14 protein-coding genes are annotated in these 17,907 nt (G+C 51.6%); 13 read left to right on the top strand and 1 reads right to left on the bottom strand.

Going from position 1 to position 17,907, the window contains the following annotated elements; genetic code table 11:
• Nucleotides 1–122: 122 nt before the first annotated feature.
• The gene (locus C7U56_RS06930; protein WP_107000700.1) at nt 123–1,466 is read right to left on the bottom strand and encodes an MATE family efflux transporter; all 1,344 of its coding nucleotides are present in this window, start codon (nt 1,464–1,466) and stop codon (nt 123–125) included.
• 344 nt (nt 1,467–1,810) lie between these two features.
• Between C7U56_RS06930 and C7U56_RS06925 the strand changes: the two genes are divergently transcribed.
• From C7U56_RS06925 to C7U56_RS06865, 13 genes are all read left to right on the top strand, one after another.
• Entirely contained in the window at nt 1,811–2,518 is a 708-nt protein-coding gene (locus C7U56_RS06925; protein ID WP_107000699.1) for a nucleotidyltransferase family protein, read from the top strand.
• Entirely contained in the window at nt 2,512–3,582 is a 1,071-nt protein-coding gene (locus C7U56_RS06920; RefSeq protein WP_107000698.1) for a GHMP family kinase ATP-binding protein, read from the top strand. Before C7U56_RS06925 ends, C7U56_RS06920 begins: the two co-directional genes overlap by 7 nt.
• Nucleotides 3,575–4,192 carry a D-glycero-alpha-D-manno-heptose-1,7-bisphosphate 7-phosphatase gene (locus C7U56_RS06915; protein ID WP_107000697.1) on the top strand — a complete coding sequence of 206 codons (618 nt, stop codon included), beginning with the start codon at nt 3,575–3,577 and terminating at the stop codon, nt 4,190–4,192. Before C7U56_RS06920 ends, C7U56_RS06915 begins: the two co-directional genes overlap by 8 nt.
• Nucleotides 4,193–4,251: 59 nt before the next feature.
• Entirely contained in the window at nt 4,252–6,849 is a 2,598-nt protein-coding gene (locus tag C7U56_RS06910) for a potassium transporter KefB (RefSeq protein ID WP_107000696.1), read from the top strand.
• 37 nt (nt 6,850–6,886) lie between these two features.
• Nucleotides 6,887–7,522, top strand: coding sequence for a D-sedoheptulose-7-phosphate isomerase (locus C7U56_RS06905; protein ID WP_107000695.1), 636 nt, complete (start codon nt 6,887–6,889; stop codon nt 7,520–7,522).
• A 78-nt stretch (nt 7,523–7,600) separates the two neighbouring features.
• Nucleotides 7,601–9,790 carry a hypothetical protein gene (locus tag C7U56_RS06900; protein ID WP_107000694.1) on the top strand — a complete coding sequence of 730 codons (2,190 nt, stop codon included), beginning with the start codon at nt 7,601–7,603 and terminating at the stop codon, nt 9,788–9,790.
• Nucleotides 9,791–9,806: 16 nt separating this feature from the next.
• Nucleotides 9,807–10,742, top strand: a complete 936-nt coding sequence (locus tag C7U56_RS06895; protein WP_107000693.1) for a glycosyltransferase family 2 protein — start codon at nt 9,807–9,809, stop codon at nt 10,740–10,742.
• Entirely contained in the window at nt 10,739–12,202 is a 1,464-nt protein-coding gene (locus C7U56_RS06890; RefSeq protein WP_107000692.1) for a hypothetical protein, read from the top strand. Before C7U56_RS06895 ends, C7U56_RS06890 begins: the two co-directional genes overlap by 4 nt.
• A 26-nt stretch (nt 12,203–12,228) precedes the next feature.
• Nucleotides 12,229–13,002 (top strand): glucose-1-phosphate cytidylyltransferase, encoded by a 774-nt coding sequence (gene rfbF / locus C7U56_RS06885; protein WP_022360069.1) that lies wholly within the window; start codon nt 12,229–12,231, stop codon nt 13,000–13,002.
• A gap of 295 nt (nt 13,003–13,297) precedes the next feature.
• Complete coding sequence (gene rfbG, locus C7U56_RS06880; RefSeq protein ID WP_107001005.1) at nt 13,298–14,362, top strand: CDP-glucose 4,6-dehydratase; 1,065 nt, start codon at nt 13,298–13,300, stop codon at nt 14,360–14,362.
• 94 nt (nt 14,363–14,456) lie between these two features.
• Nucleotides 14,457–15,812, top strand: a complete 1,356-nt coding sequence (gene rfbH, locus C7U56_RS06875) for a lipopolysaccharide biosynthesis protein RfbH (protein ID WP_022360072.1) — start codon at nt 14,457–14,459, stop codon at nt 15,810–15,812.
• Between the two features lie 121 nt (nt 15,813–15,933).
• Nucleotides 15,934–16,827, top strand: a complete 894-nt coding sequence (locus C7U56_RS06870; RefSeq protein WP_107000691.1) for a LicD family protein — start codon at nt 15,934–15,936, stop codon at nt 16,825–16,827.
• A 14-nt stretch (nt 16,828–16,841) separates the two neighbouring features.
• The gene (locus tag C7U56_RS06865; RefSeq protein ID WP_353956893.1) at nt 16,842–17,894 is read left to right on the top strand and encodes a glycosyltransferase family 2 protein; all 1,053 of its coding nucleotides are present in this window, start codon (nt 16,842–16,844) and stop codon (nt 17,892–17,894) included.
• Nucleotides 17,895–17,907 lie beyond the last annotated feature (13 nt).

Here is a 17,907-nt window from a genome sequence, read left to right as displayed (position 1 = left end):
GGAATGTGCTTCTGATCGTTTTCTTGCGTAAGGGTAATTTAAAGTTATCCAAGGAAGGAAAGAGCTAGCTACGCCGGTATGCTGCAGGCTCTTTCCTGTACTACCGGGTAGAGCACTCTATATTACCGATCGTTCTTCCGCAGCGCTTCCACCCGTCCATACCTCCGATACATCAAAAGCTCAAATACCACCATACAAGCCCATCCAATCGTCGTACCAATCGCTACAGCCTGAATTCCCAGCCGTCCAAACAGCGCATAACTGATCACAACGCGGATCGGAATCTGCACCAGAGTCGCGAACAGGGTGATCATCAGGTGCCCGATTCCCCGGTAATATCCCTGAAAGGTATTGGTGATACCACTGATGAAGTAAAAACCAGCCATCGGTACCAGATAGGACATGCCCTGACGCAGCGCCTCCGTTTCGTTTGGTTTTAAGAAAATACCGAGCAGCGGGTGACGGCAGAACAGCACGACCACCGCTGTCAAAATAATATAAATTTCTGCAATCACCAGCATTTTCCGAAGCCCTTTCGGAATTCGCTCATACTCTTTTGCGCCGAGGTTCTGTGCGGAGAACGTCGTGATAGATGCTGCAAGGCTGTCGCCCGGGGCGAGCACATAGCTGTCGATGATGGAGACGGCATTAAAAGCGGCAACTGCATCGACGCCGAGTGCATTGACGCCGGACTGGACGAGCAGGCGGCCGACGTAGAGAATCGTCTGCTGGACGGCGGAAATGGAGCTGAAATCGATCGTTTTTTTGAGCATCGAGGTTTTCAGTTTCAGATCCCGGATGCCGAGCCGTAAGAGGGGCACTTTCGCCCAGATATAGACGAAGAGGGCGAGCGCAGAGACCGCTTGCGAGATGATCGTAGCGATTGCCGCACCGGAAACACCGAGGCGGCAGATGCCAACCAGGAATACATCCAGGAATACATTGACAACGGTCGTCAGGATCAGGACATAGAGCGGCGCTCTGGAATCTCCGATCGCGCGCAGGGCGGCGGAGAAAATATTGTAAAAAAAGGTAAAAATAAGACCCAGCGAGATAATCTGCAAATACAAGGACGCCTGTGACGATATCTCTTCCGGTGTCTGGGTGAGGCGGATAAACAGGCGGCTTCCTGCCAGTGAAATACCGGAGAGGACAATGGTTAAAAGCAGCCCGGAGAGCACCGAGGTTGCAAATTCATCCTTTAAATTCTGATAATCTTTCGCACCAAAATAGCTTGCCATCAGGATTGATGCGCCGAGCGACAGCCCAACAATCAGAAAGGTCAGAATATTCATGATCGGACCCGCCGCACCGACTGCCGCCAGCGCCTCTTTTCCGTAGAACTGTCCGACGACTACCGAATCGACCGTGTGGTAGAGCTGCTGGAAGAGGTTGCCGAACACCAGCGGAACCGCGTAGGCAATCAGGTGCCCGGTTATATTCCCTTTTGTCATATCACGTGCCATAAGCATTTCCTCCAAATCCCAATTTATAGCTAAGATTGTAGCACGGAACGGAGTGTCTGCCAAATAAAAAAATCTGTCGAATCATGCAAAAAAATCAACAAATTGTTGCAATTTCCGCAAGGAAGCGCTGCGAATCCGATGGGAAAGTGGTAACAGCATAAAACCGCCCTATCTAGTGGAAATCACTAGGGAAATGTGGTAAGATATATAAGTTAAACTGGACTTAATAGCATTTGACAGATTGACAAGAGTAAAAAATGGATCTTTCGTAACTGTGAAGGAACTGAACAGTTACAAAACAGTAAAAATTGAGTTGGAAATAACAGACAGAAAGGAAATACAGTATGCAGGCAATCATTCTGGCTGGCGGACTGGGGACGCGGCTTCGCAGTGTGGTAAGCGACCGTCCGAAACCGATGGCGCTGGTTGAAGGTAAGCCGTTTCTGGAGTATGTGCTTCAGGGGCTGAAAAAAAGCGGAATTGATGATATTATTTTTGCCGTCGGTTATAAGGGCGGCATGGTGGAAGAATATTTTGGAGACGGATCGCGGTTTGGCATCCGGGCGCGGTATGCGTATGAGGAAGAGCTGCTCGGCACGGCGGGCGCGATCAAGAATGCCGGGAAATATGTGACGGACGAGCAGTTTTTTGTCCTGAATGGCGATACATTTTATCAGATGGATTTCGGTGATTTGAGCCGGATCCAGCAGGAAAAAAATCTGGAGATGGCGCTGGTTCTGCGCGGTGTGCCGGATATTTCCCGTTATGGGGCGGCGCGCCTGACCGACGGGCTGCTGACCGCTTTTAATGAGAAAAACGGCAATACTGGGGCGGGCACGATCAACGGCGGTGTGTACCTGATGAAGCGGGCGCTGCTGGATGAGATTCCGGAGGGAAAAGTTTCGCTGGAAAATGAGTGCATCCCCAGGTGGATGCAGGAGGGAAGACGTCTCGGCGGCATCGTAAATGACGGCTATTTTATTGATATCGGTGTGCCGGAGGATTATTTCCGGTTCCAGGAGGACGTAAGAAAAGGAGACATTACATGGTAATCAGAGGAAGAGCGCCGCTGCGCGTGAGCTTTGGCGGCGGCGGTACGGATGTAGAACCATTCTGTGTAGAACAGGGCGGTGCCATTATCGGAAGTACCATCAATAAATATGCATATTGTTCGATCATTCCGAGGGATGATGACCAGATCACGGTTCATTCCCTGGATTTTGATATGACAGTCAAATACAATGCGAAGGAAAATTATGTCTGCGATGGACGGCTGGATCTTGTCACGGCAGCGCTGCGGGCGATGGATATCAAGCAGGGATGCGAGGTTTATTTACAGTGTGATGCTCCGGCTGGTTCGGGACTTGGAACCTCCTCGACCGTCATGGTAAGTCTTCTGACCGCGATGGCGCGCTGGAAAGGAATTACGCTGGATAATTATGCGATGGCGGATCTGGCTTACGGCGTGGAGCGGATCGATCTGGGGATTTCCGGCGGATATCAGGATCAGTATGCGGCGACCTTCGGCGGCTTTAACTTTATTGAATTTCACGGACGTAATAACGTCGTGGTAAACCCGCTCCGCATCCGCCGCGATATTATCAATGAGCTGCAGTATAACCTGTTGTTATGCTACACGGGCAATATCCATGTATCTGCGAATATTATCAAGGATCAGGTAAGCAACTATAAGAAACCGGATGCATTTCAGGCGATGTGCGAGGTAAAGGCGCTTTCCTATGCGATGAAGGACGAGCTTTTAAAGGGAAATCTCCACAATTTCGGCCGCCTCCTGGATTACGGCTGGGAGAGCAAGAAGCGGATGAGCAGCAAGATCACAAATCCGCAGATTGATATGCTCTATGACGAGGCGAAAAAAGCGGGCGCTCTCGGCGGAAAGCTTTTAGGTGCTGGCGGCGGCGGCTTCCTTCTTGTGTACTGCCCATACAACGTCAAACATCAGGTGGCGCACCGTCTGGAAGCGGCAGGCGGACAGCTGATGGATTGGAATTTCGAACTGCGCGGCGCACAGAGCTGGATCTGCGATGAGGACCGCTGGGACTACCGCGACATTCAGGTGCAGATGCCGAATAAGGAGTATACATTCCATGTGTAAAGATAACTGTAAAGTAGTATTCCTTGACCGTGACGGTACGATGAACCTGGAGGTCAATTATCTTCACCGAAAAGAGGATTTGAAGCTGATTGACGGCGCCGCAGAGGCGATCCGTCTCCTGAACGAGGCTGGATATAAGGTGATCGTCATTACCAACCAGGCGGGTGTGGCGAGAGGTTACTATACCGAGGCGGATGTAAAAATCCTTCATGATTATATGAATGAGGTGCTGGAGCGTGACGGAGCACACGTAGATGCGTTCTACTATTGCCCGCACCACCCGGAGCATGGGATTGGACTTTATAAGAAAAAATGCCATTGCCGCAAGCCGGAGACGGGAATGTTTGAGATGGCAGAGCGCGATCTGCCGGAGGGCATTGATAAGGTGCATTCCTATATGATCGGGGACAAGCGCATCGACGCGCAGGCAGGAAAAAACTTTGGCGTGACCGGAGTCCTTGTCGGAACTGGCTATGGGGCAAAAGAACACGCGGAAGATAGGGCGGCTGGACTTATAAAAGAGGACGGAAGCTGTCCGGCGGGCGGTTATGATGCGTATGCGGAGACGCTGCTGGATGCGGTGCGCGGGATTTTAGGCGGGCGTATATAGAATGCGGCTCACAAAAAGATTCCGGGAGTACATAAACTAGAAAGAGAGGAACCATCGACATGCAGAATCAGAGACAAAACGGACGACCAGACGCAGCCGTGCGCATGGCTGGTCTTTTTCTGGTGCTGTTCTGTGTGGCGGCGGTTCTGATTCCGGCGAAAACGCTGTTTACGGGAAATGGTTTTTTTGCGGATTACATTCATTTTACGGAATCGAAACGGATGTATGTGGAGATTGCGATTCTGGCAGTCTTGATCTTTGGGGGGCTGGCGCTTTTGAAGCGCGGACGCAGCCGGATGTACTGGCTGACGGCGGTTGTGCTGGTGTTTTCCTGGATTCATGTGGTATTTCTGCCGATGGTGGTGTCGGCGGTGTATCTGATTAGCCTGTTGACGATCGGGCGGTTTTTGAGAAAACAGGTGTTTTTCAGGGGAACGGTCTGGGAGCGGCCTTATTTTTCTTTTTATATGGACTTCCTTTTTGGCGCCTCCTTTGCAATCGTTGTGTATTGCCTCCTTTCTGCCCTTGGCGTTGGAAAAATCGCCTGGATGCGCCTGAGCGTCTATGCTCTGGGTGTGGCGGCGCTGGGCTTTGATTTTTCCTCGATTTCCTGCCAGTGCATCATGGGATGGCAGACGCTTTCCTGGATGCTGGATGGCAGGGACAAGGTGTCGGTTCATGTGATTGAGGCAGGGAAACAGGCGTTACTGTTCACAGGTAGGCACTTTTGGAACCGAAAGTGCCGTAAGAAAACGTGGTGGCAGCAGGAATTTGCCGTATTTAAATGCGAAGCCACGGCAAATTCCGTTACTGGGCACGTATGCGTGAACAGTAACAAACCGGCTGGCAGCGGGGGATCGCGGGAAATACCGCGCCGGGTGCGCCGGGCATGGACGCTGGCGGCTGGCTGGTGTGCCCTGATGTTCCTGATTCAGGTGGGACGCCTGAATATCGCACTCGACTTTGATACACTCTGGTATGGTGTGCGTTCCCAGTACATTGTGGCAGGCGGAACCGGGCTGTATGAGAATCCGGGGCTGGTCGGCATGGTTTATGTGTATTCGAAGGGCTTTGAGGTGCTGACTCTGCCGCTTTGCGATCTGGCAAGCCACAGCTACCTGACGTTCTTTAACCTCTGGCTGGCAGTTCTGGGAATTGGGGCGATGGTCTGGAATGCGGTGCTGCTGACGGGCAATCGAAAGCAGGAGACAGAGAGCCGGAAGGCGGGAACAGAGAAGAAACTAACGTATCACAGCGTCTTGCCGGGAATTATGGCAGCTGTTTTGACGGTTTCGGTGCCGGGCATCATGAATATGGCGCTTACAGCCAAGGCGGATTTGATTACGTGGCTGCTGCAGCTTATTATGCTGGGATGTTTCTTTCAGTATATTCATGTGTATGAAAATCATTGGATATTCCTCTCCGGGGCAGCCGGTTCCTATTTCCTGTCCCTCACGATGAAGCCGACCTCCCTGGTCTTTTCCACTGCCGTATTTGGCATGATGGGGCTGTACCTTCTGTGGTTCTGGTTTCATGAGCGCGGGGCGGCGGCTGACCTGTTTCACCATCTGGTCCGCCTGATTGGCTCCTTATGCCTGCCGTTTGGGGCATTGGCCGGTATCTGGGCGCGGACGATGAAGATCACGGGAATGCCGGTCACTTCGGTGTTTACTTCGATTTTTGCATGGCTTGGTTTTAAAATGAAATACCCATTTGCTACCTCGGAGCTGCCGCAGAATTATCAGGAGGAATCAACGCTTCATGTGCTGGCGCGGCGCATCTGGCAGATGCTGATGCAGCCGCAGGGTGAAGATATGGGGCATGTAATTCTGGCGTGGGGAACCTCGCTGATGGCGGTGCTGATTGTGATGCTGGTGCTTTATGGGATTTTCTCCAAAAAGGGAGATGAGCAGTCCCATATCTGGAACGCGGCATTGGTAATTTTCTTCCCATTTGTGATCGTCAGCCTGATCAGCCTGTCGATGCTTTACCAGATCGACGGAAATTATTTCATGCTTCTGTATTCTATGCTGATTCTGGGGGCATGCCGGGCGATGGTGTATTTTAAGAAAATCGGCTTTTATCCGCTCGCGTCGAAGTGCCTGGCGCCGTTGCTGGTATTAAATCTGATTGTCACGGCGATCAGCAGCTGGGCGTGGACGGCTGGATTTTCGGAGATTCATCTTCTGAATAAAGGGCGTGTCAATCACCGGGCGCAGGAACAGGCGCGGATAGAGGAAAAGGGAAATACGCTGATCTGGCAGGAAGTGTCGCAGAATCCGGAAAACCGGGTGATCGCATTTGGAACGCATCCGTACTGTTTGCAGTTCCCGTGCAATGTGGAGTCGTATAAGGATATTACATCGCCGTGGGGCAACGTCGAACTCGTCAACTCGCCGGAGGCGTTTGAAACCTATATGGCGTATGCGAAGACAGATTATGTCTACGCGGAAGCAGGCTATCTGGGACCGGGAAGCTGGGAGTGGAGTCTGGATCTTCTGCGGGAGCTGATCCGCAGAGGCAGCCTGACCGATCTGTTTTTTGAAAATGGAAATATGCTTGCGCGGGTATCCGACACAGCGGTGCCGGAGGAAGAAGCGCAGAACAATCTGGAACTGTTTGAGCGGGAGTATTTATTTTATGATGCAGAAGCTTAATAGACATCGAAAAAACTGACAGGAGGAAATAGAAATCATGAAGGAATACGAGTACCTAGACGAGCTGATCAGCCGCTATCCGGTTCTTGCACCGGTGAAAGCGGATATTCGCACTGCGTATGAGACGCTGAAAGAGTGCTATGAGCGCGGCGGAAAACTTCTGATTGCCGGAAATGGCGGAAGCTGTGCGGATTCGGAGCACATCGTGGGCGAGCTGATGAAGGGGTTTGTGAAGAAACGCCCAGTTTCGGAAGAGATAGAAAAGGCACTGAAAACGGTGGATCCGCAGATGGGAGCGGAACTTTCCGAAAAGCTGCAGCAGGGACTTCCGGCGATCGCGCTGACTGGTCATGCAGGACTGACCACCGCATTTATGAATGATGTGGACGGCAGCATGACTTATGCGGAACAGGTGCTTGGATATGGAAAAGAGGGGGATGTGTTCCTCGGAATCTCAACCTCGGGCAATTCAAAAAATGTCCTGTATGCAGCCGTGACGGCAAAGGCAAAGGGGCTTAAGGTTATCGGGCTTCTGGGACGCGACGGCGGGCGGATCCGTGGGTACAGCGACACTGCGATTGTCGTGCCGGAGCAGGAGACATTTAAGATTCAGGAGCTGCATCTTCCGGTGTACCATGCACTGTGCCTGATGCTGGAAGAATATTTCTTTTAAGATATATTTTGTTTCATGGAAAGGAAGTAATGATTCAGCAGGTTCATGAAGAAAACTGGATGATTACAAGGGAAAAGTATGTTATTTGGAAACAGGCCGGCAGACAAAACGGCGAAATGGAGAGTCAGTACCCGCAGCTTTGCAGTGCTGCTTGCCTATACGCTTTTTATCTGGTGGCTGGAAGTGCTGGATCTTCTGGCATGGCTTTTACATGTACCACAGGGAACGGTTTTGTCGCGGGCGGCAGCGCTCGTTTTATGTGGCGCTGTCATGGTGGCAATCGGAAGATTTGAATGGGACCATGCGGGAGTGAGTCCGCTTTTTATAGTGGGAAGCTTGTTCATCCTGGCGTTCTTTTCGGTCAAGGGATTTGCCCCGGATCAGAGCTATGATACGCAGAACTATCACCTGCTGTCGCAGATACCCGGATTTGTGGACAACCTTCATTATCATGTGATACCGGGACGGTTCCAGATGTTCGGTTTCCGGCTGGGCGACCGGATGTTTTATCCATTCAGGGCGCTTTTTGGGCTTCGGATGGGGACAATGTTAAACGCACTGGCGATGCTTGTGATTTATCGGCAGGTAACTGTGTTCCTGAGCATGGAGGCAGACCGGCTGGAAAGAAAATGCAGCTGGTCGAAGCATCTTGCGCCGGTACTGGCATTTCTGATTGTCAGCCGCCTGGAGTTGATTCAGGAGAGCGGTAGCTACATGGTCGAGCTTCTGGCGCTGCCGTTTCTGCTGGAAATGGTATTTCTGCTTCTGCGCGGGCTGGATGAGGCGAAGCGGGAGCGCGAGGCGGTTTTATTCTGCCTGTTTGGTGGAATCCTGTTCTGCCTCAAGATGACGAATATCGTGTATCTGGTGCCGCTGGTGCTCCTGTATCTGTGGAAAATCCGGAAGTATCTGACACCGAAGCTGTTTCTGGGGTGTCTGGTGACGGGGGTGATTCCCGTCAGCGTGTACCTGATTTACAATGGGATAGCGATGAAAAATCCAGTTTATCCTTATTATAACAGCCTGTTTCATTCGCCGTATTTTGGGGAAACGGACTTTAAGGACCCGAGATGGGGACCCAGCAATATAAAAGAGTTTCTTTTGTGGGCATATTCGATGATCCGGCATCCAGATTACCGCCTGAGTGAGATCCCGGCGAAATACAACCTGGATCTGGCGCTGATGTATCTGGGAGCGGCGGGAGCCGGGCTCTGCTGGATTTGGAAGCGGGTTAGCAGCAGGACGGGAACCCTATTTCTGCTGTATGCCGCATCCTTTATTCTCTGGGCGGCAACGACGGGACACAGCCGCTATTTTATGGGCGGAATCTTATTTGCCGGAATGCTTTGCGGGTTCCTGGCGCTGCAGGGAATGGCTTCCGTTTCTCCCAGGCTGACAGGCGGCGTTGTATTTGCAATTATGTTTATAGTTGTTTACGCCGGGCGCGCTTACGATGCTTATACCTGTGTCTGGAACGGCGGGGAATGGGCGATGCGGGCGGTGAGCCGTGAGAGTATCCGCAGCAACCTGCCTTACGTATTTCACGATCATCAGCTGTTTACACCGGAAGAACGTTCCAAGATTGACCGCATTTTCCTGACCTGGTCGGATGTGGGAAGTTATGCGCGGCTTGCGGGCGAAGATGTGCCGGTCTGGAACCGGTATTCGATCGTCAATGAGCTGTCGGAGCAGAAAGACGCCTATATCGATGAAATCGAGGCGGCGATGGAGACAGGCGAGGGCGTCTATGACATGATACCGCAGGGGCTTGAGACGTTGGAAGGCTATCTGGAATGGATGAATGAGGCGGGATGGTACGTGCATGATATGGAATATCAGGAAACAATCCTGCAGGGTGTCCAGTCTTTTACGCTGGCAGGGCTTGAGATGGCGCATGGTCGCGAAAACTGCTGGTACCGCACGCAGAAGACGTTCATGGATGCACAGGAAACGGAAAAAGAAGTACCAGAATGGCGCTGGGAGAATGCCAGCGGGGACGATCATCCGACTATCCGGGCGGTTCTGTGCGATCCGGACTACTGGATGATGAAGCAGCCATTTGAAGTGGAGATCATCGTCTCGGATGGGACAAACAGCCGGACGGCAGCTGTGATCCAGGCGGGGCAGAAGGAATATGAACCGATGGAAGTACAGCTTGATCTGACAGGGCTTCAGGGAGAGATAAAATTGGAACTGGTAAGTACAGCTGAGACAAAACGGGCTGTTGTGATCAATCCGGAATGGTCCGCCAAAACGGTGGAAGAGTGAAAACGGGAGGAGAAAAATGGACAAGATAGCGGTATTAATTCCGTGTTATAATGAAGGCCAGACGATTGCCAAGGTGGTCAAGGACTACCGCGAGGCATTGCCGGAGGCAACGATCTATGTATATGACAATAATTCATCGGATCACACGGATGAGATTGCCAGGGAGGCAGGCGCGGTTGTGCGCTATGAATACCAGCAGGGCAAGGGAAATGTCATCCGCAGCATGTTCCGCGACATTGACGCGGAGTGCTATGTCATGACGGACGGCGATGACACCTACCCGGCGGAGGACGCGAGAAAGCTGGCAGACCAGATTTTACAGGGAAAAGCGGATATGGTCATCGGCGACCGCCTTTCTTCGACGTATTTTACCGAAAATAAGCGTCCGTTCCACAATACGGGAAATCGTCTGGTGCGTGGGCTTATCAACCTGATTTTCAAGAGTAATATCAAGGATATCATGACAGGCGCGCGTGCATTTAACTATGAATTTGTCAAGAGCTTCCCGATTCTTTCGACCGGATTTGAGATTGAGACGGAGATGAGCATCCATGCGCTGGACAAGAACTTTAAGCTGGTGGAGATCCCGGTTGGATACCGTGACCGCCCGGAGGGAAGTGTGTCAAAGTTAAATACATTTTCGGATGGATTTAAGGTGCTACGCACGATCGCGAGACTCTTCCGGGATTACAAGCCATTTGCGTTCTTTGGATGGCTGGGACTCATTTGTTTTGCGATTGCAACGGCATTTTTCGCGCCGGTGCTTGGCGGCTATCTGGCAACCGGCATGGTGCCGAAGTTCCCGACCCTGATCGCGTGTTCCGGGCTTTATGTGATTTCGTTCCTGCTGTGGATCAGCGGTGTGATTCTGGAGGTTATCACGAAGAAACACCGTCAGTTATTTGAACTTTACTTGAACCAGCTGAGCATTTTAAAGAGGAGAGACGGATGAAACGCCGTGTATTTTTAGGGCTTCCGGTTATTTTGGGGATTTTATTTTATATCTGGTATATATTTCATGCCTCAGACAATGTGGCGTATTCGGATTATATCCGGCTGATCAATTCATATCTGCCGGATGTGACAAATCCGGCGAAATTCTTTGTACCGGATATCCTGACGCGCGTTCCGATCACGTATCTGGGGCGCATTATCAATGTGAAACTATTTGGCTATAATACGTATTTTGACATGATTCTGGGTGTTTTGAGTCTGGGTGCGGGCGCGGCGGTGCTGGCGCTCTACGCAGAGCGGAACCGCTCGGTCGGCTATCTTTCCTTCCTGTTGATTCAGTTTGTATATTTCAGCCTGAATAAATGGGAAATGATGACGAACGGGACCGGCTGGGTCTGCACTCTGTCGATCTCCGGATTTTTATTCCATTTTGCAGTCCTCGACCATGCAGCGGCGACCCGGTGCCGGAATATGTCTGACCGGGTGCTTCTGGCAATTCTGCCGATCCTGCTGGTCGTGCTGGTGGCAGGACCGTACAGCGGCGGCTATGCGGTGATTCTGGTGCTGGCATACGGCGCACTGTGGCTGGCGGATCGGCGCGGGGGTGCTGAAACAAGCAGCCGCTCCTGGAGCCGAAAGTGCCGGAGAACCTGGTGCATCGGGGCATTGACAACGGTTCTTGCGATGGTATTATATCTTTGGAGCAGTTCACAGGCAGTTTACGTACACCGTGGAGCAGTGACTGATGTTTCAATCGCTCAGGAATTTGTCGCCCAGCCGCTCTTTTTCCTGCGGTTTCTGCTGAAAGCGGTGGCATCGTCGGTGATCGGCGTGGCGCAGATTCAGGAGCTGGAGGCAGGAAGCCCCTGGTTTGTCCGGCTGCATCTGGTGTATCTGCTGGGGCTGGCAGTGTTTGTTTCGTATCTGCTGGCACTGTATCTGAATGTGCGGTTTCAGCTTTATAAAAAGACTATTTTTCCGCTTCTGCTGGTTCTCAGCGGCGGCTGTAACCATCTGCTGGTGCTGGCGGCGCGGTGGATTTTCCTGAAGGACGAGTACGGGATGTCCTCGCGGTACGAGATACAGTATCAGATGGGAATTGTAGGAATTCTGCTTACGTTTGCACTCGTCTGGAGTATGTGCCGGGAAAAGGCGCAGGAAACAGAGGCAGATAAGGCGAAAACACGCGCACCGGAGAAACGGGCAGTACGCACACCTTTAAAGGTCTGTATGCTGGCATTTACCGTGTTGACGGTCTTTGGAAATGCATGGACAACCCGGGCAGAAATCCGGACAGCGCCGTACCGGAAAGCATATTTACAGGTATCAAGGGAGCTGGGACTGAATTACCGGACGGCGAGCGATGAGGATCTGGAAACCTACCTGCATAACGACCCGGATGCAGTGCGGGATGCGATGAGAATTTTGGAAGAAAACCATTTGAACATATTTCGATAAAAACGATGGACGGAAGGAGAAGTGCAATGAAAGTTGTAATATTAGCGGGTGGATTCGGCACACGAATCAGCGAGGAAAGCCATTTAAAACCAAAGCCAATGATCGAGATCGGAGAACAGCCGATTCTCTGGCATATCATGAAGCACTATTCCCAGTATGGATTCAATGATTTTGTGATCTGTCTGGGCTACAAACAGTATGTAGTAAAAGAGTATTTTGCCGATTATTTCCTGCATACGTCGGATGTGACCTTCGATCTGGCGAAGAACGAGATGCAGGTGCATAACAACTATTCCGAGCCGTGGCGCGTGACGCTGGTCGATACCGGACTGCACACGATGACGGGCGGTCGTATCAAACGTATCCGCGATTACATTGGGGATGAGACGTTCATGCTGACCTACGGCGACGGCGTTTCCAACGTGGATCTGGACGCGCTGGTGGCATTCCACAAGCAGCATGGCAAGATCGCGACCCTGACCGGCGTCAACATCGGACAGCGTTTCGGTGTCATGGATGTTGACAGCGACGGACACATCCGCGAGTTCCGTGAGAAGAACGATGATGACGGCAAGATCGTCAACGGCGGCTTCATGGTACTCGAACCGGGCGTCTTTGACTATATCGAGGGCGATGATACCGTCTTTGAGAAAGCGCCGTTGGAGCAGCTTGCCAAGGACGGACAGCTGATGGTATACCGCCACGACGGTTTCTGGAAATGTATGGATACCCAGCGTGACAAGATGCAGCTGGAACAGATGTGGCAGGAAGGCAATGCACCCTGGAAGCTGTGGAAATAATATGTTACTGTACACGCATACGTGCCCAGTAACGGAATTTGCCGTGGCTTCGCATTTAAATACGGCAAATTCCTGCTGCCACCACGTTTTCTTACGGCACTTTCGGTTCCAAAAGTGCCTACCCGTGAACAGTAACAATAATATACTGTAAGGGAAAATTCAAGGAATAGACACAAATCCTGTAAGAAAGTATGATATAATGAGCGCAGAAGGAAAGAATGCGGCTGCGAAGCAGACATATTCTTTTCTTGCGCCATTAACGAACGAACACGAAATAATTAAAAAGAGGAAAACCATGGAACTTCTTGATTTTTATAAAGGAAAACGGGTCCTTGTGACCGGTGACACAGGCTTTAAGGGAAGCTGGCTGGTCCGCATTCTCCATCTGGCGGGGGCGGAGGTGACCGGCTATGCGCTGAAAGCGCCGACCGAGCCGTCGATGTTTGAGATCCTGCATCTGGGGGAGACGATTCACCATGTGGATGGGGATGTGCGCGATTTTGTCCATTTAAAACAGGTGTTTGATGAGACGAAGCCAGAGATTGTACTCCATCTGGCAGCGCAGCCGATCGTGCGCGAGTCGTACCGGGATCCGGTCGGCACGTATGCGGCGAATGTCATGGGTACGGTTCATGTGCTGGAATGCGCCAGACAGTGTGAATCCGTCCGCTCTCTCGTCAATGTGACGACGGACAAGGTTTATGAAAATAAGGAATGGGAGTACGGTTACCGCGAAAATGACCCGCTGGACGGCTACGATCCGTATTCCAATAGCAAATCCTGTTCGGAGCTGGTGACACACAGCTATAAGCAGTCGTTCTTCACGGACGGCCGCTGCGCCGTCTCAACCTGTCGTGCTGGCAATGTGATCGGCGGCGGTGATTTTGCGGCGGACCGGATCGTGCCGGACTGCGTGCGCGCAGCGGAAAAGAAAGAGCCGATCATCGTGCGGAATCCGCATTCGACGCGCCCGTTCCAGCATGTGTTAGAGCCGCTGTTTTTGTATCTGACGGTGGCAAAGGCGCAGTGGGAAAATGCGGAGCTGGCGGGCTGCTATAACGTCGGACCGGATGACTGTGACTGCGTCAATACAGGACGTCTGGCGGATCTGTTCTGTGAAACATGGGGCGGCGGGATGCATTGGATCAACCGCTATGATGGAGGTCCGCATGAGGCGAATTTTCTGAAACTGGATTGTTCCAAAGTGAAAAAGGTATTTGGCTGGAAGCCGCACTTCCATGTAGAAGAGGCGATGGCTGCGACGGTGGAATGGTCGAAGAAGTGGCTTGCCGGAGCGGATATGCGCGAGGTGACGGATGAGCAGATCCGGGCGTATGCGGCTCGGTTTGAAGAAAAATAGATAGATGCAGGCGGCTGCACGAAAGGTGTGTCTGGCAGCAGGCAGAGCTGATACGGCTGCGGTAGAGAACGGTAGCAAAAGCAGGAGGAGAAACATGTCAGAAGAAAAAGTAACCTTGTCGGACGGAAAAGAGGCTGCGCGTCAGCAGATTCTCGATCTGGTGGCAGAGTATTGTGATAAATATCATAATCAGAAAAAAGAATTTACCGAGGGACAGCGGATTCCGTATGCGTCTCGCGTTTACGATAACCATGAGATGGTCAATCTGGTAGACAGTGCGCTGGAGTTCTGGCTGACCTCCGGACGTTACACCGATCAGTTTGAGGCGGGGCTTGCGAACTACCTGGGCGTCAAATACTGTTCCCTTGTAAACTCCGGTTCCTCCGCGAACCTGATCGCATTTATGGCGCTGACTTCCCCATTGCTGGGAGAGCGCCGGGTGTGCCGCGGCGATGAGATTATCACGGTTGCGGCAGGTTTCCCGACGACGGTAACCCCGGCGATCCAGTATGGCGCAGTTCCAGTGTTTGTGGATGTGACGATTCCACAATACAACATCGACGCCGATAAGCTGGAGGCGGCGCTTTCAGAGAAGACGAAAGCGGTTATGATCGCCCATACACTGGGAAATCCGTTTGATTTACAGAAGGTAAAAGAATTCTGTGACCGTCATAACCTGTGGTTGGTGGAGGACAACTGTGATGCCCTCGGAAGCCGCTATGAGCTGAACGGCGAGTGGCATTTTACCGGTACGATCGGAGATATCGGAACGTCCAGCTTTTATCCGCCGCACCACATGACGATGGGCGAGGGCGGTGCCGTGTACACGGACAATCCGCTTTTAAACAAGATTATCCGTTCCTTCCGCGACTGGGGACGCGACTGTGTCTGCCCGTCCGGCTGCGATAACCTATGCGGTCACCGATTTGACCGCCAGTATGGTGAGCTGCCGCTTGGCTACGACCATAAATATGTATACTCCCATTTTGGATATAATTTAAAGGCGACCGATCTACAGGCGTCGATCGGCTGCGCGCAACTTGAAAAGTTTCCATCCTTCGTGGAGCGCAGAAAACACAATTTCGCCCGTCTGAAAGCGGGACTTGCCGGAACCGAGGACGCATATATCCTGCCGGTTGCCTGTGAGCATTCCGATCCGAGCTGGTTTGGTTTCCTTCTGACCTGCCAAGAGGGCGTGGATCGGAACAAGGTAGTCAAATATGTCGAGGAAAAGGGCGTGCAGACGCGTATGCTCTTTGCCGGAAACCTGATCAAGCATCCGTGCTTTGATGAGATGCGGAAAGAAAACTGCGGCTACCGCGTAGCCGGAACTCTGGAAAATACCGACCGTATCATGCGCGATACCTTTTGGGTTGGCGTTTATCCGGGCATGACAGATGAAATGATTGATTATATGGCAAAGACACTTCGTGAGGCATGCCGTCAGTAGGGACGGGGACCGCGGCAATTCACAGGCGGGGAGATACTCTGCCTGTAAGAAAATGCCTGTGAAAATGAGCAGCTGTGACAGAGAATGAGCAGTTGCAGGAGAAAATGAGGGGACAACCATCATGAATGAGGAAAAATCAGAGAGCCGCAGGGCGGTCAAACTGCCGCCGTATCCGGGGCTTGAGAAGGTTCACCGGGCGAATCTGCGCCTTTTGAAGGAGATAGACCGGATCTGCCGGAAATACAAGATTTCCTATATGCTGGATTCTGGGACACTTTTGGGCGCAGTGCGTCATGAGGGATTTATCCCGTGGGATGATGATGTCGATCTGGCATTTACACGTGCCAATTATGAGATGTTTTTGAAGGTAGCGCCGCGGGAGCTGCCGGAGGGAATGTCCTTGCTGCGCCCGGAGGAGATCCGGGGTGGCAAGGTGTTTTATGATTTTACAACGCGCGTCATCTATGACAACAGCCGCGTCCATGAGGACAATGAGCAGATGCAGTTTTATGAGGGAAAATTAAACCATCTCTGGGTGGATCTGTTCGTCCTTGACCGCCTGCCGGATAGTAAGGTGGGCGCGTGGAGCGCAAAATTTCTTCAGAAGATTATTTATGGAATGGCGATCGCACACCGTGATCAGATTGATTTCAGCAAATACAGCCTGATGGATAAGCTGCGGGTTGGTGTGCTGGCAGGTGTGGGACACCTTGTCCCGATGCCGGTTTTATTTAAGCTGCAGAGACTTGCAGCGGCGAAGGATCGCAAAAAGAAAACGAAACACTGGTATTACAGCAATTACCAGCCGGATTATCTCTATGTAACGCTGGAGGGCGCATGGTGCGAGCACGCGGTGGATCTGCCGTTTGAGGACACAAAGCTGATGGTGCCGGTGGGCTATGAGCATGTGCTGGAGTGGATTTACGGCGACTATATGACGCTGCCGCCGGTGGAAAAACGGGTTCCGGCACATTCTTCGATAGCGATCGAAATTTTGGATGACCCGGATGCTTAATTGAAAGATGAAATATGAGTAAGAAAGATAAGAAAAAACGGACAGACAGCATGGAAGATAAGAAGAAAAATGAAACCAGACAGTCGACCATGCAGAACAGGATGGAAAATATGAACGGACAGAAACCAAAGACGATCTCGATCGTGATTTCTGTTTACAACGAGGAAAAGGCGCTGCATGAGTTCTATCGGGAGGCAACTCCGGTTTTTGAGGCGCTGCCGTGGAATTACGAACTGATTTTTGTCAACGACGGAAGTGCGGACGCCTCGGGGCAGATTCTGGCAGAACTGGCAGCAGCGGATCCGCGGGTACGTGTGATCAACTTTTCCCGCAACTTTGGCCATGAGGCGGCGATGCTTGCGGGGCTGGATCACAGCATCGGGGAGGGCATCGTGTGTATGGATGCCGATCTGCAGCATCCGCCGGAATGTGTGGCGCAGATAATCGAAAAATTCGAAGAGGGCTATGAGGTTATCAACATGGTCCGGACGAAAAATAAATCGGCTGGATTCATCAAAAACCTGACGTCTTCTGCTTTTTATAAATTTTTGAACAAGATTTCAGATGTGAAGCTGGAAAATAACGCATCCGATTTCTTTGCGCTGACTGCCAATGCGGCGCAGGTGTTAAAGACCAATTACCGGGAAAAAGTGCGTTTCCTGCGCGGCTATGTGCAGAATATCGGATTTAACCGGACGACCATCGAGTATGAGGCGAGAGCCAGGGTGGCGGGCGAGAGCAAGTACAGTATTCGGAAATTATTTAAATTTTCGATCAATACGATTCTCTGCTTTTCGGATCTGCCGCTAAAGCTCGGCATTTACTCGGGAATTATCGTGGGCTTTCTGGGGCTGCTCGTGATGCTGGAAACGATTTATGAGTGGGCGGTCAAAGGAACGCCCAATGGTTACGCGACGATCGTAGTGCTTTTATGCTTTATGTTCGCGATGCTGTTCGTGATTGTGGGAATTATCGGGGAGTATATCGCGATCCTGTTTACAGAATTGAAGGATCGTCCAATTTATATCGTTCATGATACAAAAGGATTTCCGGAAAAGGAAAGCTGACAGGAAGGAATCG

Source organism: Clostridium fessum (assembly GCF_003024715.1).
Taxonomy (GTDB): domain Bacteria; phylum Bacillota; class Clostridia; order Lachnospirales; family Lachnospiraceae; genus Otoolea; species Otoolea fessa.
The sequence above is the reverse complement of the archived record's forward strand: the minus strand, read 5'-3'. Positions and strand labels throughout refer to the sequence as shown.